Annotated in this window: 24 protein-coding genes; 6 read left to right on the top strand and 18 right to left on the bottom strand. The window is 44.8% G+C overall.

The annotated features are described in order from the left end of the window. Positions 1 to 247: 247 nt before the first annotated feature. The 15 genes from fliS to nrfB form a co-directional block, all read right to left on the bottom strand. A complete protein-coding gene (gene fliS, locus AC6R16_RS10755) occupies positions 248 to 658 on the bottom strand; it encodes a flagellar export chaperone FliS (protein WP_500639546.1) in 411 nt (136 codons plus the stop codon). Positions 659 to 674: 16 nt separating this feature from the next. After that, positions 675 to 998 (bottom strand): flagellar protein FliT, encoded by a 324-nt coding sequence (fliT, locus tag AC6R16_RS10750; protein ID WP_500639545.1) that lies wholly within the window; start codon positions 996 to 998, stop codon positions 675 to 677. After that, positions 985 to 3,006, bottom strand: coding sequence for a flagellar filament capping protein FliD (gene fliD / locus AC6R16_RS10745; protein WP_500674360.1), 2,022 nt, complete (start codon positions 3,004 to 3,006; stop codon positions 985 to 987). The genes fliT and fliD overlap by 14 nt, the downstream gene beginning before the upstream one ends. A gap of 19 nt (positions 3,007 to 3,025) precedes the next feature. Further along, positions 3,026 to 3,451, bottom strand: a complete 426-nt coding sequence (flaG, locus tag AC6R16_RS10740; protein ID WP_500639543.1) for a flagellar protein FlaG — start codon at positions 3,449 to 3,451, stop codon at positions 3,026 to 3,028. A 71-nt stretch (positions 3,452 to 3,522) separates the two neighbouring features. After that, on the bottom strand, positions 3,523 to 4,656 hold the full coding sequence (locus AC6R16_RS10735) for a flagellin (RefSeq protein ID WP_004744450.1): 1,134 nt from the start codon (positions 4,654 to 4,656) through the stop codon (positions 3,523 to 3,525). A gap of 229 nt (positions 4,657 to 4,885) precedes the next feature. Further along, on the bottom strand, positions 4,886 to 6,019 hold the full coding sequence (locus AC6R16_RS10730) for a flagellin (protein WP_500639541.1): 1,134 nt from the start codon (positions 6,017 to 6,019) through the stop codon (positions 4,886 to 4,888). A 247-nt stretch (positions 6,020 to 6,266) separates the two neighbouring features. Beyond that, positions 6,267 to 7,400: a flagellin gene (locus AC6R16_RS10725; RefSeq protein ID WP_500674359.1), complete on the bottom strand. Its 1,134-nt coding sequence runs from the start codon at positions 7,398 to 7,400 to the stop codon at positions 6,267 to 6,269. Between the two features lie 130 nt (positions 7,401 to 7,530). Continuing rightward, on the bottom strand, positions 7,531 to 8,433 hold the full coding sequence (locus AC6R16_RS10720) for a Dyp-type peroxidase (protein WP_500674358.1): 903 nt from the start codon (positions 8,431 to 8,433) through the stop codon (positions 7,531 to 7,533). A gap of 82 nt (positions 8,434 to 8,515) precedes the next feature. Beyond that, entirely contained in the window at positions 8,516 to 8,974 is a 459-nt protein-coding gene (locus AC6R16_RS10715) for a DUF2919 domain-containing protein (RefSeq protein ID WP_486795673.1), read from the bottom strand. A gap of 112 nt (positions 8,975 to 9,086) precedes the next feature. Beyond that, the gene (nrfF, locus tag AC6R16_RS10710; protein ID WP_500674357.1) at positions 9,087 to 9,542 is read right to left on the bottom strand and encodes a heme lyase NrfEFG subunit NrfF; all 456 of its coding nucleotides are present in this window, start codon (positions 9,540 to 9,542) and stop codon (positions 9,087 to 9,089) included. Next, a complete protein-coding gene (locus AC6R16_RS10705; protein ID WP_500674356.1) occupies positions 9,539 to 10,078 on the bottom strand; it encodes a DsbE family thiol:disulfide interchange protein in 540 nt (179 codons plus the stop codon). The genes nrfF and AC6R16_RS10705 overlap by 4 nt, the downstream gene beginning before the upstream one ends. Continuing rightward, a complete protein-coding gene (locus AC6R16_RS10700; protein ID WP_500674355.1) occupies positions 10,056 to 11,951 on the bottom strand; it encodes a heme lyase CcmF/NrfE family subunit in 1,896 nt (631 codons plus the stop codon). Before AC6R16_RS10700 ends, AC6R16_RS10705 begins: the two co-directional genes overlap by 23 nt. Positions 11,952 to 11,953: 2 nt before the next feature. Continuing rightward, positions 11,954 to 12,925 carry a cytochrome c nitrite reductase subunit NrfD gene (nrfD, locus tag AC6R16_RS10695; protein ID WP_500674354.1) on the bottom strand — a complete coding sequence of 324 codons (972 nt, stop codon included), beginning with the start codon at positions 12,923 to 12,925 and terminating at the stop codon, positions 11,954 to 11,956. A 2-nt stretch (positions 12,926 to 12,927) separates the two neighbouring features. Next, positions 12,928 to 13,614, bottom strand: a complete 687-nt coding sequence (gene nrfC / locus AC6R16_RS10690) for a cytochrome c nitrite reductase Fe-S protein (RefSeq protein WP_069665771.1) — start codon at positions 13,612 to 13,614, stop codon at positions 12,928 to 12,930. A 1-nt stretch (position 13,615) separates the two neighbouring features. Further along, positions 13,616 to 14,209, bottom strand: coding sequence for a cytochrome c nitrite reductase pentaheme subunit (gene nrfB / locus AC6R16_RS10685; protein WP_054961293.1), 594 nt, complete (start codon positions 14,207 to 14,209; stop codon positions 13,616 to 13,618). Positions 14,210 to 14,685: 476 nt separating this feature from the next. Between nrfB and nrfA the strand changes: the two genes are divergently transcribed. Further along, complete coding sequence (gene nrfA, locus AC6R16_RS10680) at positions 14,686 to 16,119, top strand: ammonia-forming nitrite reductase cytochrome c552 subunit (protein WP_500674353.1); 1,434 nt, start codon at positions 14,686 to 14,688, stop codon at positions 16,117 to 16,119. 85 nt (positions 16,120 to 16,204) lie between these two features. Here the strand turns inward: nrfA and AC6R16_RS10675 are convergent, their stop codons facing one another. Both AC6R16_RS10675 and AC6R16_RS10670 read right to left on the bottom strand, forming a co-directional pair. Then, positions 16,205 to 16,870, bottom strand: a complete 666-nt coding sequence (locus AC6R16_RS10675) for an SDR family NAD(P)-dependent oxidoreductase (protein ID WP_500674352.1) — start codon at positions 16,868 to 16,870, stop codon at positions 16,205 to 16,207. Between the two features lie 32 nt (positions 16,871 to 16,902). Continuing rightward, positions 16,903 to 17,439, bottom strand: coding sequence for a TPR domain-containing protein (locus AC6R16_RS10670; protein WP_500674351.1), 537 nt, complete (start codon positions 17,437 to 17,439; stop codon positions 16,903 to 16,905). Between the two features lie 84 nt (positions 17,440 to 17,523). Here AC6R16_RS10670 and AC6R16_RS10665 point away from each other — a divergent pair, with 84 nt between their 5' ends. Then, complete coding sequence (locus tag AC6R16_RS10665) at positions 17,524 to 17,868, top strand: DUF2956 domain-containing protein (protein WP_500639532.1); 345 nt, start codon at positions 17,524 to 17,526, stop codon at positions 17,866 to 17,868. Further along, positions 17,852 to 18,202 carry a DUF4156 domain-containing protein gene (locus tag AC6R16_RS10660; protein ID WP_500674350.1) on the top strand — a complete coding sequence of 117 codons (351 nt, stop codon included), beginning with the start codon at positions 17,852 to 17,854 and terminating at the stop codon, positions 18,200 to 18,202. The genes AC6R16_RS10665 and AC6R16_RS10660 overlap by 17 nt, the downstream gene beginning before the upstream one ends. 58 nt (positions 18,203 to 18,260) lie before the next feature. Here the strand turns inward: AC6R16_RS10660 and AC6R16_RS10655 are convergent, their stop codons facing one another. After that, the gene (locus AC6R16_RS10655) at positions 18,261 to 18,542 is read right to left on the bottom strand and encodes a winged helix-turn-helix domain-containing protein (RefSeq protein ID WP_004744549.1); all 282 of its coding nucleotides are present in this window, start codon (positions 18,540 to 18,542) and stop codon (positions 18,261 to 18,263) included. A gap of 225 nt (positions 18,543 to 18,767) precedes the next feature. On the opposite strand from AC6R16_RS10655, the gene AC6R16_RS10650 reads away from it, so the two are divergent. Genes AC6R16_RS10650 through AC6R16_RS10640 form a run of 3 tightly spaced genes read left to right on the top strand, consistent with a single transcriptional unit; the run spans position 18,768 to position 20,947 of the window. Continuing rightward, positions 18,768 to 19,115 carry an ArsC family reductase gene (locus tag AC6R16_RS10650; protein ID WP_500639530.1) on the top strand — a complete coding sequence of 116 codons (348 nt, stop codon included), beginning with the start codon at positions 18,768 to 18,770 and terminating at the stop codon, positions 19,113 to 19,115. A gap of 21 nt (positions 19,116 to 19,136) precedes the next feature. Next, positions 19,137 to 20,270 (top strand): succinyl-diaminopimelate desuccinylase, encoded by a 1,134-nt coding sequence (gene dapE, locus AC6R16_RS10645; RefSeq protein WP_500674349.1) that lies wholly within the window; start codon positions 19,137 to 19,139, stop codon positions 20,268 to 20,270. Next, on the top strand, positions 20,270 to 20,947 hold the full coding sequence (locus AC6R16_RS10640; protein WP_500674348.1) for a M15 family metallopeptidase: 678 nt from the start codon (positions 20,270 to 20,272) through the stop codon (positions 20,945 to 20,947). The genes dapE and AC6R16_RS10640 overlap by 1 nt, the downstream gene beginning before the upstream one ends. The last annotated feature ends 1 nt before the right edge of the window (position 20,948 follow it).

Here is a 20,948-nt window from a genome sequence, read left to right as displayed (position 1 = left end):
ACGTTGTGGCTGGGTTAAAAATCTAAACGTCACTTGTAACTATAGTTCAGAAACCGTGTTAGACAATTTAGAAATTTCAGCAACAAAAAAAAGCCACTAGGCTAGTTAGTGGCTTCTATTCTATTTGATAAAAAAAATAAGGCAACCAAGCAATTACTTGATGTGATGTTAGCCCAAAAGCTCAATAAGCATAATATTTCAATGCATACTTATTTATGTCTGAAATTTCCTAAAAACTTAGTTCAGTTTATAAACCAACATCTGATGCTGTTAGATTGTGATATTCAGTCGGGATCTGATCCCACGCAGACTTAATTTCACGGATAATCTCAATCACATCATCAATGGGTTGTGGATTATTCTGATGATTAGCTTCTGTAATCTGAGTAATCATAAATTCGTACAACTGATCTAGGTTTTGAGCGATGTCGCCACCGTCATCCATAGACAGGCAGCTACGCAAGCTGATTATGATATCTAGAGCCTTACCCAAACGCTCGCCCTTGGCAGGAATGTTTCCCGCCTGCATTGCCGCCTTACCTTGAATCAAACGTTCAATAGCGCCAGCCATCAGCATTTGAACAATTTTATGCGGGGAGGCCGCACTGAGCTGGCTATCAACCGATACCTTCTTGTAAGCCTGTAGTGAACCACGCATAACAACCCTCTTTCTTCTATAAAAACTTTTGATACTGCTGAACTGAACGTTTGCCATGACGAAACTTTTGCAACGCCTGTCCGAGTTCAGAAGTTTTCTTTTGCATTAATTCTACAACAGTTTGGGTTCTTTTGACCGCATCATGCCACTGCTGTAGTTGTGCAAGTTCTGGATGTGTTTCTATTACATCTAACAAACTTTGCAATAACTGTTCCCTTATATCGACCAGCTGAACAATTTCTTCAGCATTTATTTCCTCCGATGCAAGGGTTTCAGAAATTTTTTGATCTAATTCACATAAATCAGCTAGTTGGCCGAGAAATTGACTATCCAAGCGCATTCATCATACCTGCTAACTGAGAGTGCATTTTACTTGTCGCATCTTGCATTGCCGTAAATTTGGCGTGTGTACGTTTCTCTAGATTATCCATACGGCGATCCAATGCCGCTTGATCATCCTGTAAGCGATAAGTCCGCTCAGTCATGCTTTTTTCTCGATTGCGTATCGAGCCCGTTACACCAGTCAAACCTTGAATTGCGTCTTCCACTTTTTTAGCAAAACCTTGGTTCCCGCCAAAAAAGTCCTCAAGCTTGTTGAAGTTATTGTTCAACTGGCGATCAAGCATGTCATAGTTGATCTCTAATGTGCCTTGACGGGTAGTGGTAATACCAAACTCCGTCAATGTTTTTAGATCCTCTGGCGCAGGCTCTACCCGAGAAGAAAATACCGACTTAAGACGAGAATCCGCACTTCGAACAATACTATCACCGGCCAGTGGGCCTGCGGCACCAGTTCTTGGGTCTACACCACCAAGCTCCTGAGAAGTTTGATAGAACTGGTTGTAAGCTGCGACAAACTGCTCAATGTCGTTACGCACACCTTGACGGTCATACTCAATATCAATCTCTGAAGCGGGCTTACCTACTGGTGTACGCCCTTTTAGAGTTAAGTCAACGCCGTCAATGGCATCTTCAATAATATTGTTATTACTTGAAAGCTGAGCAACACCATCGAGTAAAACTTTAGCATCTTGCGCTGACTGTACTTCTGTCATCCCTCGGTAAGTATCAAATGATTGCTGCGCCGCTGCTAAATCAGCTTGAGCTTGGTCGATGCGCTCAAGGTACTCACGTTCTTCTTTTGGAAGCTTAGCCCGCTCCATCTCTTTGGCTTGTTCAGGTGTCAGCTCTCCTGCCGCCACGCGTTGAGCAAGCAGCGCTTTTTCATCCGCGACTTTCTGCTCAATTCGCGCTTGTTCTGCGTCCAGCTTAGCTTGCGCTTCTTTTGGCGTAACATAAGAATCCGTTAAAGTTCCAGAAGCACTGTTAGACCAACCTGGCACATCTGGCGCTTTTTCACGCGCTTTATCATCGAGCTGAGGCTCAGGTTCCCAGTAAGAACTGAGCAAGGTCCCCGACGCCGTTTCTGTCCATCCGGGAATGCGCTCTTCGGGTTTGATGTACTTGTTTGCTTCTATCCCCGCCTGTGCAGCAGCGGCAGTTGCACTTTTTGACAACTCATTGTCAGCCGTTGCGTCTTTCGCAGCGTTAGGATCAGCTTGAATTGCCGCTTGCTTTGAAGTCGCCGCGATCTCATCATCGACAGCTTTTGCCGCATCGATGTTATTTTGAGCAATTTTATCGGCAATTTTTTGCTCCTCTGGAGTCAAAGGGGCAAGCAAATCTTGAGCGGCAGCACGAGCGCGTTCTAGATCTTTAACTCGTTGCTCAAGCGTTTTGTATTCAAGAAGTTTAAGCGGGTCGCCAGCTTTCGCTTCAGCGCGCATTGAAATGTCATTATCTTGCCCAGAAACGTTGGATGCGACGATAAGACGAGGGCCTTGTGTGTCATTAATGACCGCAGCACGAACCCCTGGATTAGATTTACTTCCGTTAATACCGCGTACGATATCAACTAATTTTGAGTTTTCTTGCACATCAATCGAGAACTTTTTGTCCCCCATTGAAATCTGCAGCTTACCCGGGCCAAATTTTGCGTCCTCCGGCAATACATCTGACGCAATTTTGTGGCTTTGGGCAAGCTGCAACACATCGATAGCATATCGACCAGCGATAGCTTCAGTGGTTGCTGTCGCGGATACTACAGCTTCATCCGTTGATTCGACTGTTCTTGCGGCGAAAGCTTTCTCCTGACGAAAGCTCGCCATCAAGTTTTTCATCGTATCCAGCGACTCTCTGAGTCGACCATAGGCACTGATACTAGAATCAATTTGGGTCCGCTCATTGTCGATTCGTTGCTGCTTAGGTACGCGCTCCGAATCTACAATTTTGCTGACCATGGAATTGATATCCATGCCAGAATTCATGCCTATAGGGCCAAAACTCATTTACTCACCTCAAGTACGATTACACCGTCTGGTTCACAATCCCCGATGAATATCGGGCGGTTTGCTCCCTTAGGCGACGTAAGATAACTAGCATTTCCTCATCGGGTATCTGACGAATAATATCACCAGTATCCGCTTCATATATCGTTACAACATCTCGACCAGATTCTTCGTCTACACGAAATGATAAGCCTTTATTGATCGACGAGATGAAATCATTCATCTGTTGAACAATCCTTTCACGCTCTGCCCTATTTAGCTTTTCACGCTCTTTCGAGGCTTCTATCGCTTTTTCAACAGACTGAGTCGCTTTTTCGCTCATCTCCCTAGTAGAGACCTGTTCCTTTTCAGAGGAAACTTGCTGTACATCGTGTTTTGAAGCAAGTTTAGTGCCACTATCTGAGCCATAAGGCTGGATGTTCGATGTGTAGGATGGTATTTCCATAACGATCTCCCTTCCACCTTAGCAGGTTACAACATTCTGTTGCACCAATAAGCTCCTATCGAACCTATCGATTAACCTAATAAGCTAAGAGCTGCCGACGGAGACTGCTTGGCTTGCGCTAGAACAGATGTACTTGCTTGCTGAAGAATCTGCGACTTAGTCATTTGCGTAGTTTCTTTCGCATAGTCAGTATCAACGATCCGGCTTCTAGACGCATTAACATTCTCGTTAATGTTATCTAGGTTACTGATAGCATGGCCAAAACGGTTTTGGAAAGCACCCAGTTCAGCACGCTGACTGTCTACCGTTTTCAATGCGCCGTCAATAACAGATACCGCTAGCTGAGAACCGGCAACTGTTGAAACATCGACGTCGGCGACAGTACGATCTTGTCCTGCACCAAAGCCTATTTCACCACCAAGTCCTCCACCAATCGTGACATCTGTTGCGACTTTATTGGAAGCTGCGAAAAGTTGAAGCTTACCTTCCTCACCCACTGAAGCCTTCACATCTTCACTTTGACCATTAATATACGTTGCAAGCTGCTCGATATCGTCGCCAGCTTTTGCATTTATGGTGAGTGTTTTTGCCTCTCCATGTACATCAGTATAGTCTAGTGTGAGGTCAGTTGTACCTGCGGAAACAGTCCAATCTGACGCTTTTCCTGCTTGGGCAATATACGCTTTACCACCCATTCCTACAGTATCAGAACGCATGCTACCCATAGAAAGCTGAACAGCCTCCCCTGAGCTCGCTCCAATTTGGAATGACTGAGTACCGAACGTGCCGTTAAGCAATTTGTTACCACCAAATGAAGTGGTTTCTGCAATACGGTTAAGCTCGTCATTCAGTGCGGTAACTTCTTCTTGAATCGCAATACGTTCCGAACGTGAGTTCGAGCCGTTAGAGGATTGCAATGATAGATCGCGCATACGCTGCAAGATGTTGGTGGTTTCGTTCATCGCACCTTCAGCGGTTTGAGCAATCGAAATACCATCATTCGCATTTTTTACAGCCATGTCTAAGCCACGGCTTTGCGCATTCAAGCGGTTTGAGATTTGAAGGCCAGCAGCATCATCACGGGCACTGTTGATTTTGTAACCCGAAGATAGACGCTCCATCGATTTCTGCATACCATCAGTCGCACCATTAAGGTAGCGCTGAGCAGTCATCGCAGACACGTTCGTGTTTACGTTAATTGCCATATTTGATCTCCTTAGGCATTAGGGCGATGTGTATCAGCGTCTCTCACCTCGCTTCAACACATCTCATTTCTCTCAATCCTTTAACGGCGAGCTAAAAAATACCTTTAGAAAAAAATTAGCGAACTTTTTTAGTTTTTTCCGTATTCCGTAAGAATTGCTTTAGAGATCAAAAAGTTAACATAAACAAAAAAATCCAGCCGGAGCTGGATTTTTGTGATTAAGATTGGGTTTATCCCAGTAGGCTCAATGCTGAGTTTGGCGCTTGCTTCGCTTGAGCAAGTACTGAACTAGATGCTTGAGAAAGAATTTGCGACTTAGTTAGTGCTGTCGTTTCTTTCGCAAAGTCAGTGTCTTTGATTCGGCTGTTAGATGCATTCACATTTTCGTTAATGTTATCTAAGTTGCTGATAGCATGTGAGAAGCGGTTTTGGAAAGCACCTAGCTCTGCACGGTGGCTATCAACATATTTCAGTGCCGCGTCAACGATAGCGACAGATTCTTGTGCGCCACCCACACTCGTTACGTCAATCGTATCAACCGTTACCGCTGTGCCAGCACCCATGCTCAACTCGCCAGCTAGACCACCACCAAACGATACTGCACCTTGAACTTTATCTGTTCCAGCGAACACTTGTAGACGACCTTCTTCGTCAACAGAAGCTGTCACTTGGTCAGTTTGACCGTTGATGTAAGTTGCAAGCTCCTCAATATCATCGCCTTCTTTGGCATTGATGTTGATTGTTTGCGGCTGCCCCGCGTTATCAGTAAGAGTGATCGTTAGGTCGTTAGCACCTGCTTGAACAGTCCAATCTTTATCTTTAGAGTTTGCAGCTTGGTAAGCAGTACCACCCATACCAACGTTGTCAGAACGCATATCGTTCAGAGTTAGCATTACTGCTTCACCGTTGTCCGCACCAATTTGGAATGATTTTGTCGCGTAAGTTCCGTTTAGTAGCTTGTTACCACCAAACGAAGTCGTTTCCGCAATACGGTTTAGTTCATCGTTTAACGCTGTTACTTCTTCTTGAATCGCAACACGCTCAGATTTAGAGTTTGAGCCGTTTGCAGACTGTAGCGATAGGTCACGCATACGCTGTAGAATGTTAGTGGTTTCGTTCATCGCACCTTCAGCAGTTTGCGCGATAGAGATACCATCGTTCGCGTTACGTACAGCAACATCAAGACCACGGCTTTGTACGTTTAAGCGGTTCGAGATTTGAAGACCCGCTGCGTCGTCTTTTGCACTGTTGATCTTAAAACCAGATGACAAACGCTCCATTGAAGTTTGTTGAGCATTAGTCGCGCTATTTAGGTAACGCTGAGCTGTCATTGCTGATACGTTAGTGTTTACATTTACTGCCATGGTGATTTCTCCATTTGATTTTCCGATGTAACCGGTTTCCGACGTCTCGGAAAACCAAAGTCGTTTTCTCTTAAAGTTACTTTTATTAACGGCGTGAATCAGAAAACCTTGAGTATTTTTTTGAGTTTTTTTTGAAAAAAGTTCATTTCGAAGGGAAAACGTGACTAATAGGAAAAAACTGCCAATAAAGTTATTTTTTCGCTAAAGCTTTAGAATCGACTGTCGATAACATTCTCTTTTTTGAGAATCATCCCAACAAAGTTAAAGCAAGATTAGGCTGTTGCTTTGCCTGCGCCAAAATAGAGGTGCTCACTTGCTGCAAGATCTGCTGTTTAACCATCTGTGTGGTTTCTTTGGCATAGTCAGTATCTTTAATACGACTGTTCGATGCCGACAAATTCTCATTAACATTAGAAAGATTATTAATCGCATGATTAAAACGATTCTGCATCGCACCTAACTCGGCCCTATGGCTATCGACATACTTCAGTGCCGTATCAATGATAGAAACCGCTCTTTGAGCACCACCGACCTGAGAAATATCTATATTATCAACCGCTTCATAGCCACTGAGGTTCATATTAAGTTGATTTGCTAAACCGCCAGAAAATGAAATCGTTCCTGAGGTTTTATCACCAGCCATAAAGATTTGTAACTGGCCGTCTTCATTAACAGAGGCTGATACTTCATCTGTTTGACCATTGATATAGGTCGCAAGCTCTTCAATATCATCACCAGCTTTCGCTTCGATATTGATCGTTTCTTGCTGACCTAGAGCATTGGTGTATTGCATCACTAACTGATTGTTACCCTGCGCAACTTGCCAATTACTGTCAGCTTGACCAGCTGCAATATAGCTAAAACCACCCATGTCTAAACTGTCGGAGCGCATGTTTTTTAGCGAAACTTGCACCGCTTCACCAGAGCTTGCACCAATCTGAAAAGAAGAAGAGGCAAACGAACCATTGAGCAATTTTCGACCACCAAAAGAGGTGGTTTCAGCAATTCTATTCAATTCATCGTTTAAAGCCGCCATTTCCTCTTGTAATGCAACTCGTTCCGCATGACTGTTTGAACCATTGGCAGATTGAAGCGAAAGATCTCGCATCCGTTGCAGTAAGTTGGTGGTTTCATTCATCGCCCCTTCTGCCGTCTGCATAATGGAGATGCCGTCATTGGCATTGCGCATAGCGACATCTAAACCACGCATCTGGGATTCAAGGCGATTGGAAATCTGCAGCCCGGCAGCATCATCTTTGGTGCTGTTAATACGATACCCTGAAGAGAGTCTCTCCAGCGATTGATTCAGCATATCTGTCGCATTGGTCAAGTGACGCTGCGCAGTCATGGCTGATACATTGGTATTAACAGTAATGGTCATAAAGTGCTGTAATCCTTCTTCGGGTTACTCACTTTATCGGCAAAAACAGAGTTTCTTTAACGAAAAAATGCAAAAAACCGAACTCTAAGGTTCGGTGTTAAATCTTTGAAGTATCGATAGTTGTATCGTTTTACTTAAGCGTTAAGCCCGCTAGCATTTCACTAGAAGGAGCAAAGAAATAGGCGCCTGTGACTGCCTTAGTAAAACGAAGCAGTTGGTCTGTCTTACCATCCGTCACGCCATACATGCTTTCGAGCATCGCTTTAAAGTTATGAAGAGTATTACAGTAAGCAATGAACAACAGGCCATGTTCACCAGAGACGCTACCATAAGGCAAGCTATGGCGTACAATTTTTAAGCCTTTGCCCTCTTCCTTAATATCAACGCGTCCAACGTGCGACGCTGCGGGTACGTCATCAAGTTCAATCGAATCGGGCTTGGTACGGCCAATCACTTTTTCTTGCGCCGAAACATTCAAGCGGTTCCAAGAAGGTAAGTTGTGGATGAAACGTTGCACCATCACATAACTGCCACCAACAAAATCACCTTGTGGAATGATAGCCACTTCTTCACGTTGAGCGTCTTTCGGGTTTTCTGTCCCATCGACAAAATCCGTCATATCACGAGAATCTAAATAGCGGTAGCCGTATGTTTCATCAATGACGGCTACATCTTCAGACACTTGCGCAAAGAATTTACGCAATAGGTAAAAATGCAGGTCATGACGGTTCGAGTGGCAGTGAATCAACACATCAACATCAGAACTAGGTGCAACGACATCGCCTTCACCGAGTTGTGGGAAGTCGATAAGCTCCGCTGGCACAGCCATATCAAGCTTGCTCCAAAATGCCTTAGTAAACGCAATAGACAGCGTTAGCTCGGCACCAGGTTGCTGCGTATTGAGTTCTTCAACTAACGTCGGTAGAGCCTGAAGTTGCTCCAACACTTTAGTTTCGTTTTGATTGACCTTAAGCAAGGTGTATTGCGCGAAAGGACCTGCTTCAGGAAGAATTGCACTTTGAGGGTATGACATTTTTAATTCCTCACTCGATTTTTTTGCTCAGTGTATTTCGTTATTAATTTTATATATTGATAGTGATCATCGCTTAGTGCGATCACTGTGTCGGAACTTTCTTAAAGCTATCTCTGACACTACGACTCTTAGCGAAGTAAATAATCAACCATAATAGCAACAACATCACAGCGCCATTTGTCCAGCTAAATGCACCATGGACTAGATAGACATGATACAGAGTTTGAGATAGCTGAGCGGCTGCGGTCACAAGTGTAATCCCTCTACCGTAAGCCACAATGTGATTTATCCATGCTCGCTCTGGGCTGCGCAGACTCACCATCCACATTAGTAGAATACTCGGAATTCCCATCGCTAGCCCGAGATAAAGCATATTATGGTCTGGGTAAACTATCGCAAGAATTTTACTGCCACTCTCGCGACTGGCACCGGCGACCACAAATACGACCCAAGCTTTGGCTAAGAACAACCACCCTAGCCAAACCAGTTTCGGTGCTCTTAAAAAACCATGTTTATCATATTGTTCTAACGCGTAACGCACTGCTATGTCACTGCTTGAATTCAATTAGACTCCACTCTATACCAATTGGCATATTTTGCTATCAGATATTGCATATTAGAGTGATAGATAATAGCGAATAGCCACGGCGAGGTTATTGCTGATGCTTGGTTCGGACTCGTTTTAGGGAAACGATAAAAAACAGTAGCAGAAGGAAAGCAGGCGCTAACCAAAGTAGAGCATTGCTAGCGCTAAAGGCTGGCTTATAGAGAACAAATTCACCATATCTAGCTGTCATAAAATCAATCACTTGCTTTTCGCTTTGGCCTTGATTGATTTTACTAAACACAATCAAGCGTAAGTCTTTCGCAATCGGCGAGTTGGACTCGACTAAATTTTGATTCTGACACTGTGGGCAACGTAATGATTTTGCTAGTTCAATGGCAACCTTTTGTTTATGTGGCGAATCAAATTGGAATAGCTCGACTTGAACGTTTTGCTCTGTCGTAGCCGCTGCAAAGATATCTTGATTTGCACTCGCAAGACTTAGTGGCGCTACTATCGAAAGCAATAACAACAGGTATTGCACAGAAGCCAACCTTAAGCTCATGAGTTCGCCCCACCAGCAAAGAAATCAGCAAAGTGCTTGTCCCATACTTTTTGATTCAGTACGCCGAGATGTTTATAAACAATCGCCCCATTTTGATCGACGAGATAAGTTTCTGGCGTTCCTACCACTCCGAGATCAAGAGAGAGAATACCTTTGGGATCGAACATGACTTCACTATAGGGATTACCAAGCTGGCCAAGATAGTTCACCGCACCTGAACGTTGATCACGGTAATTTAATCCAATGATAGGAATGCCGAGTTTCGCAAGCTGATTAAGGTAAGCATGTTCTTTACGACATACGCCACACCATGATGCCCAGACATTCACTAGCTGATATTCATGGCGGAATAGCTGCGTGCTTTGCGCTTGTTCCTGCTTCAAAAGCAGCGCTATTGATTGTGTTGGAAACTGCCTAACCACGGGCTGGGAGGCTGGACCAAACTGCTGGGTGTTAAGCCCTGCGACAAGAAAGCCAATAAAGCCCAATAAAACCACGCTAAAGAGGGTAATTTTATGCTTGCTTGATAAAGCCATGAGCCACTTCCTTTCGTCGACGAGAGAGAAAAGGTAACACAGCACCGAGCATAGCGACTAGCGCCCCGCCCCAAATCCAACTGATATACGCCTTATATTGGATCTTGACCGCATAAGAATCAGCATCAACTTTACTACCTAGCGTGACATAGTAGTCACCATGCCAAAATGGCCGGATTGCAGGTTCACTCATATTCATCACTCGAACGGGATAATGACGACGCTCTGGTATCAGGGTAAAGCTTCGCTGTTCGGAGGAGAACTTCAATTCCGCCTGTTCAGCGCTATAGTTAGGGCCAATAACCCAATGAGTATCAAGGTACTCGACTTGCCACTCACCAAATTCCAAAGTGCTACCTGCAGCCATTTTATGGTTCACTTCGAAAGAATGCTCTGCATTCATCACTGCGCCAATACTGCTCATCGCCAGACCAATGTGAGCAAGCACCATAAAGGTCAGCTTTTGCTGCTTCGCTACCAATAGTAGATGACTGATTACCACCCAGGCCCCTAGCCCCCAAACCACAGAGACAGCTAGCGAGAACCACATATCTTGCAACCAATACATCACCATGCCGACGAGCATGGAGGTGATAAATAACAAGACGATCTGCTGTTTGGAATAGTGACTGCCTTTATGCCACTTAAGTAATGGAACCAACCCCATACCAATGAGAGCAAGCAGAACTAAAGGTAAGAACAAGGTATTAAAATAAGGAGCGCCAACCGATACCGAGCCTAACCCTACAAGTTCATACACCATAGGATAGAAAGTCCCGAGAAAAACAGTAAACGCTGCCACCGCTAGCATGCCGACCGAAGCGATGGCAAGATAGCTGCGCCCAAAGAGCGATTGAACATGTTTGCTCTTGATCGCCTCGCCTCGCTCAAACAGCAAGGCAAATGAGGCAATCAAGGTCACGGCAAGAATGGCAAGCAGGGCAATTCCTTTGCCAGGATCAACGGCAAAAGCGTGAACGGATGTCAGTACGCCAGAGCGCACTATAAAGGTTCCTAGGATACTCAGGCTAAAGGTAACCAACGCCAGCACCAGAGCGGTTTTTCGCTGCTGCTGATAGCGACTAGCCGCAAGTAAAGCGTGCAGTAATGCGGTCCCAGTTAACCACGGCAGAAGTGACGCATTTTCAACAGGATCCCAGAACCACCAGCCTCCCCAGCCTAGTTCATTATAGGCCCACCATGAACCCACCAAAATGCCCAGCGTCAAAAATGCCCACGCAGATATTGCCCAAGGTGCCGCGAGCTTTACCCAGTCATCAACGAACGTTTCTTGCATCAGCGCAGCGAGTGCAAATGCCAACACGGTAGAAAAACCGATATACCCCAAATAGAGCAGCGGTGGGTGGAAGATCAATCCGATATCTTGCAGCATTGGATTGAGATCTCGACCTTGCTCTAACCAAACTTCAGCATAAGAGAATGGATTGGAAGTGATTAGGGTGAACCAGGCAAACGCAGCGATAAACAACTGCATTACCCACAGCACGTCATCGAGGTATTTTTTAGAAGTCTGTTGGATAAAAGAGATACATGCCGACCAGATGGCTAAGGTGAAAACCCAAAATAGCATCGACCCTTCGTGACCTCCCCACACCGCGGCAATTTTGAAGAAATCAGGTAACGCTGTGTTCGAGTGGGAGGCGATATAGTGAAACTGGAACTGATCAGTAACAAATAGGTAGCCAAGAAGGACAAGGCTCAACGACGCCACAACGCCATTAAGCCTTGCTAACAATGATAAAGAGAGAGCGGCATTTCGCTGTTGCCATTTATTCCATGCATAAGCAGCCGAGATAAGCGAACTTGAAACGGCGACCCAGACTAATGCAAAGTGTCCTAGCTCTCCGACCATACTTACACTACCGTCATCTGGCCTGCGTAGAGGATAAAGGTCCGTAGCATAAGCACACCGACTAGGCTGAGTGTGGTCACCATGAAGATATACCCACCATTATGGCGTGTATCTTTTGGCGCAACCGCATTGAGCGTCAATGGTAAAAGCATGCCGATTAACACCACCCCAAACCAGAACCAGTTCGACCAAAAACCGCCACCGATCGCGTTCCAAGCAGCGACTTCATTCTGACCACCACTAAAAATAAGCCCGGTGAAGAAGGTGACTAGCACAAATAGTTCAAACAACACGACAGGTCGCTCGAAACTATGCACCCAAGAAACACTTGGACTTGTCGCTGACTCTTTGAACACTAAAATGCCAAACATCAAACAAGCAGCCGCTCCAGATGAAAGGCTGGAGAACAAGAACAAAATCGGCAACACTGGATTGTTCAGCATTGGGTATGTTTTCAATGCTGAAAGTAGGAAGCCAGTATAAGCAGCAAGAACAACCGCAAGGAAACCTAAAAACAGTTCAATAGCATTGTTGTATTTACCTGATTTAATCAAGAATCCATCGACAAAATCGAGCAACTTACTAGGCAGTTTACCTTCAGCGAAACCGATGATTTGATGACGGAACAGAATACCAATCCAGATAAACAAGACGATCATGTAGACCTGGAATAGGATAACCCCCATCGACATCACGGAGTTCATATTGAAGTAGATCATGATCTTCCAAAACTCCAAAGGTTTGGTCAGGTGGAAAATCAAGATCGTTAGACCCGAGATGATGCCAAATGGCGCTAGCCATGCCATTGCCTTCAAGATACCGTTATTGGCCGGATCCCCTTCAATCACTTTGCGCCTTAGATAAAGCGCAATCATTACCGCCCCTGCAGACATACCCGCTAAGAACAGGTAAACCGCAATAATCCAATCCCACACCAGAGAGTCAAAGTGGAATGCACTTTCGAAACCAGTCATGATTAAACCTCCCCTTTCTGATGAGGCACTTTGTACAATTTAGGCTTAGTGCCTAAGTGTGCCTTGTCTCGATAAACGACTTCGCTGTTTAACACTTGGTTAATTTCGCTATTTGGATCGTTGAGGTCTCCAAATATCAGTGCCTTAGTTGGGCAAGACTCAACACAAGCAGGTAATTTGCCCTGGGCAAGGTTGGTATCGCGGCAGAAGTTACATTTATCAGCCGAGTGATCTTCAGGGTTAAAGAAACGCACTTGATACGGACAAGCGGCTAAACAGTAACCACAACCGACACATTTCTCTTTATGGACATCAACAATACCTGTTTTCTCATCTTTGTACGCCGCACCTGTTGGGCACACATAAACACAAGGAGGGTTTTCACAATGTTGGCAAGATTTGCGAGTAAAACGGTAATCAACATTCGGGAATTCGCCTTGTGGTTCACTGCGTATAATTTCGAGACGCGATACGCCTTCAGGAACCTTGTTCACATCACGACAAGCATCAGTACAAGCGGTACAACCGATACAGGCGGTTTCATCATGAACCATCCCGTAAAGTTTGTTACCATCTTGTTCAACGTTAGCGAGTGTTTTTCGACTACTGATAACAGCGGTTCCCGCCACACCCGTAGTGAAGATAACCGCGCCTGCGCCAGTTAAGAAGTTTCGTCTTGAGCAACTCATACTACTTCTCCTCTTCTTTTAGCTGGGTGATATCCGAGTGACAGTCCACGCACATCTTGATTTTGTCCTTACGTTCTAGACTAAGAATTTTTGATTTCTTCTCAGCGTGAACATTGTGGCAATTTGAACAGGTAAGATTTTTGGCATGCACGTCATGCGTCCAGCTCGCTTTATGTAATCGCTCTGAAGTATGACAGTTGGTACACTGGCTATTCGCATCAAGTATTCCCTGATGCGGCATTTGCACCTTATCACTTCCCATCTGCGATTGAGCTGGCGCGTACTTAGTCACGACTGGCGCCCCTTCACGATGATCAGGCCCGATGTTTCCGTGACAGGTGGTACAGTTCAGCGTTTTGCCGATCTGCTCAAATTTCTCAGTGGTGTGCGTTTGATGGATGGTCTGCTGCGAATCCTTATGACATTGGATACACTTATAATCCTTGTCACGGATAAGCGTGACTTCATGACGTGCGGATTTGTCTTCAGACTGCACAGTTGAAGTGTCGGCTACGGCATGAAGAGAATAACCATAGAGGCAAAATGCTAGAAGAGACTTAAGCATTATGACTATGGCCAACTTTATATTGCCCATATTATCCTTTCCTTATTCCGTACTAATTCGTAAAACAATCAACAAATTAAAAATACGGTTAAAAATTAAAATCCTTCAATGCGCACAAAGCACATCAAATGAGATCAATTCTTATTTTGGAAAAGCCACAACGCTAATAAATTATATATTACAACGCCTACACTAAAGGGGTAGGCAAAACTGTTCAAAATTCGATCTTTATCACCATATACCTTTCATGGTTAATGCGCTAAGTCATTGATGATAATAAGTTTCATTTTACTCTTCTCAACACACCCAGTACCCCTTTAGGGTTATATAAGAGTGAGTTTGAGCTGGATCACTAACTAAAATTGATCTTGAACAATTAAGTACTATTACTAAGTTATTTATTTTATTTCTATTTATTACAATATATTTCAGTTCTCCAATTCTTAGTTTGGAATATAGCCAGTTCACAACGCTGCTAATAAAAAACAGAATACGGAGATAGCACTGTGAATAAATTGCATTGGATACCAAAATCCGCTGCAGCATTAGCAATTGTGGCCACTTCACTGATGAGTGTCACAAGCTTTGCTGCATCCGAAGAAAAAGGCTTAATTGATCCTCGCAACGATGCGTATGAGCAACAACACCCTGATCAATACCACTCTTGGAAAGCCACCTCAGAAAGCGAACATATCGAAGACGCACTTGCAGAAGATCCAAATATGGTGATTTTGTGGGCAGGGTATGGCTTTGCTAAAGATTACAACAAGGCTCGTGGCCACTTTTACGCGGTGGATGACGTACGCCAAACATTGCGTACAGGTGCGCCGCAAGATGAAACTTCCGGCCCAATGCCAATGGCATGTTGGAGCTGTAAAAGCCCTGACGTTGGTCGCGTGATCGATGAACGTGGTGAAGACGGCTACTTTAAAGGCAAATGGGCTCGTTTAGGTGACCAAATTAACAACCCTATTGGTTGTGCAGACTGTCACGATACACGTAGTGAAGCCTTCAAGAATGGTGAGCCAGCACTTGCGTTGGCAAAACCTTATGTTGAACGCGCATTTCAGGCGATAGACAAACCTTTTGAACAACAATCTCGCCTTGACCAACAAGCCTCTGTCTGTGGTCAGTGCCACGTAGAGTACTACTTCACAGGTCCAAACAAGTCGGTCAAATTCCCATGGGATATGGGCACCACCGTCGATGATATGGAAGAGTACTACGATGCACTTGGCTTTAAAGATTGGACTCACAAAGTTTCTAAAGCGCCGATGTTAAAAGCGCAACACCCAGGTTACGAAACATGGCGTGATGGTATTCATGGCAAAAACAAAGTGGCGTGTGTTGATTGTCATATGCCGAAAGTGACCAAAGAAGATGGCACTGTCTATACCGATCATAAAGTTGGTAACCCATTTGATCGCTTCGAAGACACTTGTGCAAATTGTCATACGCAATCAAAAGATCAGCTACGTGACATTGTTTCTACTCGCAAAGCTCAAGTGCTCAACATGAAGCTGACAGCTGAGAAGCAAATTGTTGCCGCTCACTTCGAAGCAGGCGCAGCTTGGAAAGCAGGAGCCACGGAAGAAGAAATGAAAGATATTCTTCAAGATATCCGCCACGCTCAATGGCGTTGGGACTACGCCATCGCTTCACACGGCGTACATATGCACGCTCCAGAAGTTGCGCTTGAAGTATTAGGTACTGCGGTTGACCGCGCTGCAGATGCTCGTACTAAGATTGTTCGCCTACTCGCGAAGAAAGGCATTACAGAGCCAGTAGAACTGCCAGATATTTCAACTAAAGCCGCTGCGCAACAAGCATTGGGTATGGATATGGACAAGATGAACTCGGATAAAGAGAACTTCTTAAAAACTGTGGTTCCAGAGTGGAAGAAAGCCGCTGAAAAACGCGAAGCCAGTTACGAACAGTAAGTAAGGCACGCTCTCATAGACAAAGCCAGCATTTGCTGGCTTTGTTATTTAGTGGAGAAACGAATTTTAGGTTGATAGAAATCAGCTACACACGATTAAGCGTAATGTCCGACACGTAACCATTCCCAAGTTCAGAAAGCGCACTGTATATCATCGAGGCAGCATCCTCTGCAGACATGAAGCTATCAGTAATCAGCTCTTTGCCGCTTGTTGTCCAAAACTCCGTTGCCATCCCTCCGGGATATACGGCAACAATTTTCATTGGCTGACCTTTTAATTCGATGCGGACTGATTCGATAAGCCCTTTAACGGCCCACTTCACTGCGCAATACGTTGACTCTTGAGCTTTAGGTTGTTGCGCCGCAGTAGACATAATCATAACTAGCGTAACGGGTTGCGCTTTGTAGCGTTTTACTGACTCACGCACAACATTGATGGCTGAGCTGAGATTATTCTTAATTAGCGCATCTATCTGTTCAGGATTCTGCTCTTCTAACAGCCCAAAGTAGCCACTTCCGGCGCAATGAATGATCTTAGTTGGCACTTCATCCAATTGCTCAAACAAAGACTCGACATCATCGTGGTTGGCGAGATCGCAAGCTTGATATCTCGCTCGTTCAGACAATCGACGTTGTACATCTAACAGCTTACTCTCGCTTCGACCCGTCAAATGCACGCGATGATTCTGAGCATCGTAAAGCTCAGCCAGTGCCGCGCCAAGGCCACTACTCGCACCAGTGATTAGTACCATTATTTATCCTTCTAAATTGTCTCAGTCGAAGCTTAGCCCTTATTCAAAGCTTTGGCTTGGTTTAAAGATCGGATCACGCTTTCACGATCCAATTCAGGCTGATTAGAGTCCAGCATACGCGTCCAAGTATCAATCGCTTCTTGGTAGCGGAAACTAATAAAATGATCACTCGCGATCAAGGTTAAGGCGGTGAGGTTATTGGGTTCTATGCGCAATGCCTGTTCAAGTAGAGAAGAGACTTCTGGTGTCATTCTCTGCTTATGCACATAGTAAAGAGCTGTGGCTTTCGCAGATAATTGATTAGCGGACGGCGGTTGGCTTAAACGTACTGCATAGTCAAAACAAGTCAAAGCAGAGGAAAAATCTTGATTGTTGAGATAGCCATGTCCGAGTTGAAACCAAAGCTCAGCTTGATTTGGATCTTGTTTGAGCTGATCTTGCAAAGACAACATCCACTCTTGATGAGTTTGCTGCGGCTCAAGCTCGGCAATGGGTGCAGGTGGTTCACCTTGAAGCCAAATATATACAGGTACAGTAATTACCAAGCTGGCGAGTAAAACTCGTTTCATCAGCACTCCAAAGCTTTTGTTCATCACTGACAAAGTATATCCTGTTAGGATAAATACATCTTTGATCTAGCAAGACCTATCAATATGAAAAACAAAGTGGTTCCTTCTCAAGAAACGCAACAAGAAGCGATGAAGATAGCTAAAGCAACTCAAAAGCCTGGTCAAACAAAAGAACAAACTAAGCTGATTGCTCAAGGTATCGAGAAAGGTATCGCCCAATACAAAAAACAGCAGAAAGAACGCTCACGACAAGCGGATAAAGCGAAGAAAAAGGCGCAAAAAGCTAAGAAAGCCGACGTAGAGGTGAGCACAAACCAAACACAAGTAGACATTGAAAACCAAGTCGACAAAACTAAACCTTCAATTCTGCCTTGGGCATTACTCGTCATCAGTTGGGTAGGGTTTATCGCCTATGTTAGCCAAAACTAAATACATTGTATTCGCAGCCACTCTTGCTTTGCTTGCTGGATGCTCAACACCAATCGCCAAATTGGATCCCGATGCCAGTGAGGTACATCTACGCCTAGATGCTCAATTTAATGCCGACGATTGTCAGTGGCTAGGGGAAGTAACGGGAAGCGAAGGTCACTGGTACAGTTATATCTTCTTCCCTAATGATGTGATGGTACGTGGTGCACTGAATGAAATTAAAAATCAAGCTAATGAACTTGGAGCAAACACAGTTTATTTAGTGCAACCGCAAGACTTTGTGACTTCATTTACGGTGTTAGGCAATGCTTACCGCTGCCCTCGCAAAAAATAACAACCTATAAAAACAAACCTAGCGTTTTCACGTTAGGTTTGTTCATTAAATTCTAATTTCAAAAGCCAAGGCTTGCAGCGATGTCAGTCTCCCTGTCGAGTACCCACTGGCTATCGAAAGGTCCCCAGTCAGACAGCTGATAATAACCATCATTATGACGTCGTCCATCTTGGACAAACATCAATTCAATGCCAATCCCCGGTAAAGCTTTAATCACGTCTTGGATAGTGCGACGTGGCCAACCTGTTTGCTCAATTAATTTGGGCACATTTGGGCGCTCTAGATTTTCAACAAGCAGTGCAAGATACAAGCGCCTTGCAAAAACAGGACTCAATTCCATTGATACCTCCTTAAAATTTCTAGAGTCATTATTTCTGTTTTGCTCGTAAGTGTGTTGAGTTTGATCAAAAACTCGACGATCGCCTTTGCTTGAAACACATTTTTTTTGCTCAATAAAATATATCTATCACACTTTTGTCTCACTCCTCACTTCCTGCTAGGATGCAAAAACAAACTAAAAAACAACAAGGGCAGATTGCCCAAAGTCACTTTCAAAGGTTCCACTATGACAATCACCATGTATGGCATTCCTAACTGCGACACGATCAAAAAAGCCAAAAAGTGGCTCGAAGCAGAGGGAGTGGAGTACAACTTTCACGATTACCGTAAGCAAGGTATCGATAAAGCTTTAGTAGAAACTTTCTGCCAACAACTTGGCTGGGAAAACGTCCTCAACAAGCGCGGCACAACCTACCGCCAGTTGACTCAAGAGCAAAAAGAGTCGCTAAACGAAGCAAATGCAATTGCGCTTTTGGTTGAGCAGCCAGCGATGATCAAACGCCCAATTCTGGTTTCGGGTTCTGAATACCACCTAGGCTTCAAAGCTGATCAATACGCTTCTATTTTTTCATAATTTCTCGTAAGGATTTCAAGGATGACAGATAGCCCAACTCTGGCTCTCGCAAAAGATTTAATTAGTCGCCAATCGGTAACACCTGAAGATGCAGGTTGCCAAGAGGTAATGATTGAGCGACTCAAAGCACTAGGCTTTGAAATTGAAGTCATGGTATTTGAAGATACCACCAACTTCTGGGCTCGCCGTGGCACACAAGCTCCCCTATTCGCTTTTGCTGGCCACACTGATGTCGTGCCAGCGGGCAAGATTGAACTATGGGACACCCCTCCTTTTGAGCCAACCATCAAGGATGGTTTCTTACACGGTCGCGGTGCAGCCGATATGAAAGGTTCTTTGGCAAGTATGATTGTCGCGGTTGAACAGTTCATTGCTGATAACCCAGATCACAAAGGCTCAATTGGTTTCTTAATCACATCAGATGAAGAAGGCCCATTTATTAACGGAACAGTCCGTGTGGTAGAAGCACTGATGGAACGCGGAGAAAACATCGACATGTGTATTGTCGGTGAGCCTTCAAGTACAGAGGTGGTGGGTGATGTCGTGAAGAATGGTCGCCGTGGGTCTATTACTGGCGATCTAACAGTCAAAGGAATTCAAGGTCATGTCGCCTACCCCCATCTGGCGAAAAACCCGGTTCACCAATCTCTGATGGCTATCCATGAATTGGCAACCACTGAGTGGGACAAAGGCAATGCTTACTTCCCGCCAACCAGTTTCCAGATCCCTAATGTCCACGCAGGGACAGGCGCATCAAATGTCATTCCTGGTGAGTTTAACGTTCAGTTCAACTTGCGATTCAGTACCGAGCTCAACAACGATGCCATTGTTTCTCGTGTAACTGAAACATTAAACAAGCATGACTTAGACTATGACCTTAAATGGACGTTCAATGGCGACCCATTCCTAACCGATACCGGTGCACTACTTGATGCAGTGGTTGATGCGGTTGATGCGGTTAACCAAACTAAACCTGCGCTGCTGACGACAGGTGGTACTTCTGACGGTCGATTTATTGCCCGCATGGGTGGTCAAGTAGTTGAGCTAGGCCCAGTAAACGCCACCATTCATAAAGTTAACGAGTGCGTTAAGGTTTCAGATTTAGAGAAGCTGACACAAATGTACCAGAAGACATTAGAAAACCTACTCGCTTAATGATGACGCCAGAGCAACTGACAGGGCGAGTGACTAGCCACCTTGTAGAGACAATAGTCGGACAAAAAGCATTCTTGGTTCACACTGCTGTGAGCCAAGATTTATTGGCACTCAAACAGTCAGCAACGTTGGCTGGATTCAATCTCAATATTGCCAGTGGCTTTCGCGATTTTGATCGTCAAGCGACGATCTGGAATAACAAGATGTCAGGTAAAACGGACATCTTGGATAGCGAGAGCCAAGTCATCTCGGCGGATTCTCTATCTGAACTCGATAAGGTGATAGCGATTCTCCGCTGGTCTGCCTTACCGGGCGGCAGTCGCCACCACTGGGGAACAGATTTTGATGTGTTTGATCGAGATAGCTTACCTCAGGGGGAAACTCTCAAGCTCGAGCCATGGGAATACCTCACTGGGCATCAGAAAACCTTTTATGATTGGTTGAGCCACAATCTCCATGATTACGGGTTCTTTTTCCCTTATGCCCAAGATCTTGGTGGTGTCGCACCTGAACCATGGCACATCAGCCACCAAGCCATATCAGAGCAATGCTTAAAACAATTGGATGCGTCGACACTCAAACAACAGCTTGCCTCGACGTCGATTTTGGGTAAGAAGACGGTGTTAGAACAGCTCGAAACGATCTACAATCAGTTTGTTAGCAATATTTCAAAATAGG

This window comes from Vibrio sp. R10-SG3-ISO10 (assembly GCF_059834185.1).
This window is presented reverse-complemented; position numbering and strand designations above follow the sequence as displayed.

What these genes read in the sequence shown, in the direction of transcription:
- AC6R16_RS10640 (WP_500674348.1), top strand. Translation starts at nt 20,270, where the DNA reads ATGATGACGCCAGAGCAACTGACAGGGCGAGTGACTAGCCACCTTGTA.
- fliD (WP_500674360.1), bottom strand. Translation starts at nt 3,006, where the DNA reads ATGAGTTTTGGCCCTATAGGCATGAATTCTGGCATGGATATCAATTCC.
- AC6R16_RS10670 (WP_500674351.1), bottom strand. Translation starts at nt 17,439, where the DNA reads ATGAAACGAGTTTTACTCGCCAGCTTGGTAATTACTGTACCTGTATAT.
- nrfC (WP_069665771.1), bottom strand. Translation starts at nt 13,614, where the DNA reads ATGAGTTGCTCAAGACGAAACTTCTTAACTGGCGCAGGCGCGGTTATC.
- AC6R16_RS10660 (WP_500674350.1), top strand. Translation starts at nt 17,852, where the DNA reads ATGTTAGCCAAAACTAAATACATTGTATTCGCAGCCACTCTTGCTTTG.
- AC6R16_RS10675 (WP_500674352.1), bottom strand. Translation starts at nt 16,870, where the DNA reads ATGGTACTAATCACTGGTGCGAGTAGTGGCCTTGGCGCGGCACTGGCT.
- dapE (WP_500674349.1), top strand. Translation starts at nt 19,137, where the DNA reads ATGACAGATAGCCCAACTCTGGCTCTCGCAAAAGATTTAATTAGTCGC.
- flaG (WP_500639543.1), bottom strand. Translation starts at nt 3,451, where the DNA reads ATGGAAATACCATCCTACACATCGAACATCCAGCCTTATGGCTCAGAT.
- AC6R16_RS10730 (WP_500639541.1), bottom strand. Translation starts at nt 6,019, where the DNA reads ATGGCAGTAAATGTAAACACTAACGTATCAGCAATGACAGCTCAGCGT.
- AC6R16_RS10735 (WP_004744450.1), bottom strand. Translation starts at nt 4,656, where the DNA reads ATGGCAATTAACGTAAACACGAACGTGTCTGCGATGACTGCTCAGCGC.
- AC6R16_RS10720 (WP_500674358.1), bottom strand. Translation starts at nt 8,433, where the DNA reads ATGTCATACCCTCAAAGTGCAATTCTTCCTGAAGCAGGTCCTTTCGCG.
- AC6R16_RS10655 (WP_004744549.1), bottom strand. Translation starts at nt 18,542, where the DNA reads ATGGAATTGAGTCCTGTTTTTGCAAGGCGCTTGTATCTTGCACTGCTT.
- nrfD (WP_500674354.1), bottom strand. Translation starts at nt 12,925, where the DNA reads ATGACTGGTTTCGAAAGTGCATTCCACTTTGACTCTCTGGTGTGGGAT.
- AC6R16_RS10725 (WP_500674359.1), bottom strand. Translation starts at nt 7,400, where the DNA reads ATGACCATTACTGTTAATACCAATGTATCAGCCATGACTGCGCAGCGT.
- AC6R16_RS10665 (WP_500639532.1), top strand. Translation starts at nt 17,524, where the DNA reads ATGAAAAACAAAGTGGTTCCTTCTCAAGAAACGCAACAAGAAGCGATG.
- AC6R16_RS10700 (WP_500674355.1), bottom strand. Translation starts at nt 11,951, where the DNA reads ATGGTCGGAGAGCTAGGACACTTTGCATTAGTCTGGGTCGCCGTTTCA.
- nrfF (WP_500674357.1), bottom strand. Translation starts at nt 9,542, where the DNA reads ATGAGCTTAAGGTTGGCTTCTGTGCAATACCTGTTGTTATTGCTTTCG.
- fliS (WP_500639546.1), bottom strand. Translation starts at nt 658, where the DNA reads ATGCGTGGTTCACTACAGGCTTACAAGAAGGTATCGGTTGATAGCCAG.
- AC6R16_RS10650 (WP_500639530.1), top strand. Translation starts at nt 18,768, where the DNA reads ATGACAATCACCATGTATGGCATTCCTAACTGCGACACGATCAAAAAA.
- AC6R16_RS10705 (WP_500674356.1), bottom strand. Translation starts at nt 10,078, where the DNA reads ATGGCTTTATCAAGCAAGCATAAAATTACCCTCTTTAGCGTGGTTTTA.
- fliT (WP_500639545.1), bottom strand. Translation starts at nt 998, where the DNA reads ATGCGCTTGGATAGTCAATTTCTCGGCCAACTAGCTGATTTATGTGAA.
- nrfB (WP_054961293.1), bottom strand. Translation starts at nt 14,209, where the DNA reads ATGGGCAATATAAAGTTGGCCATAGTCATAATGCTTAAGTCTCTTCTA.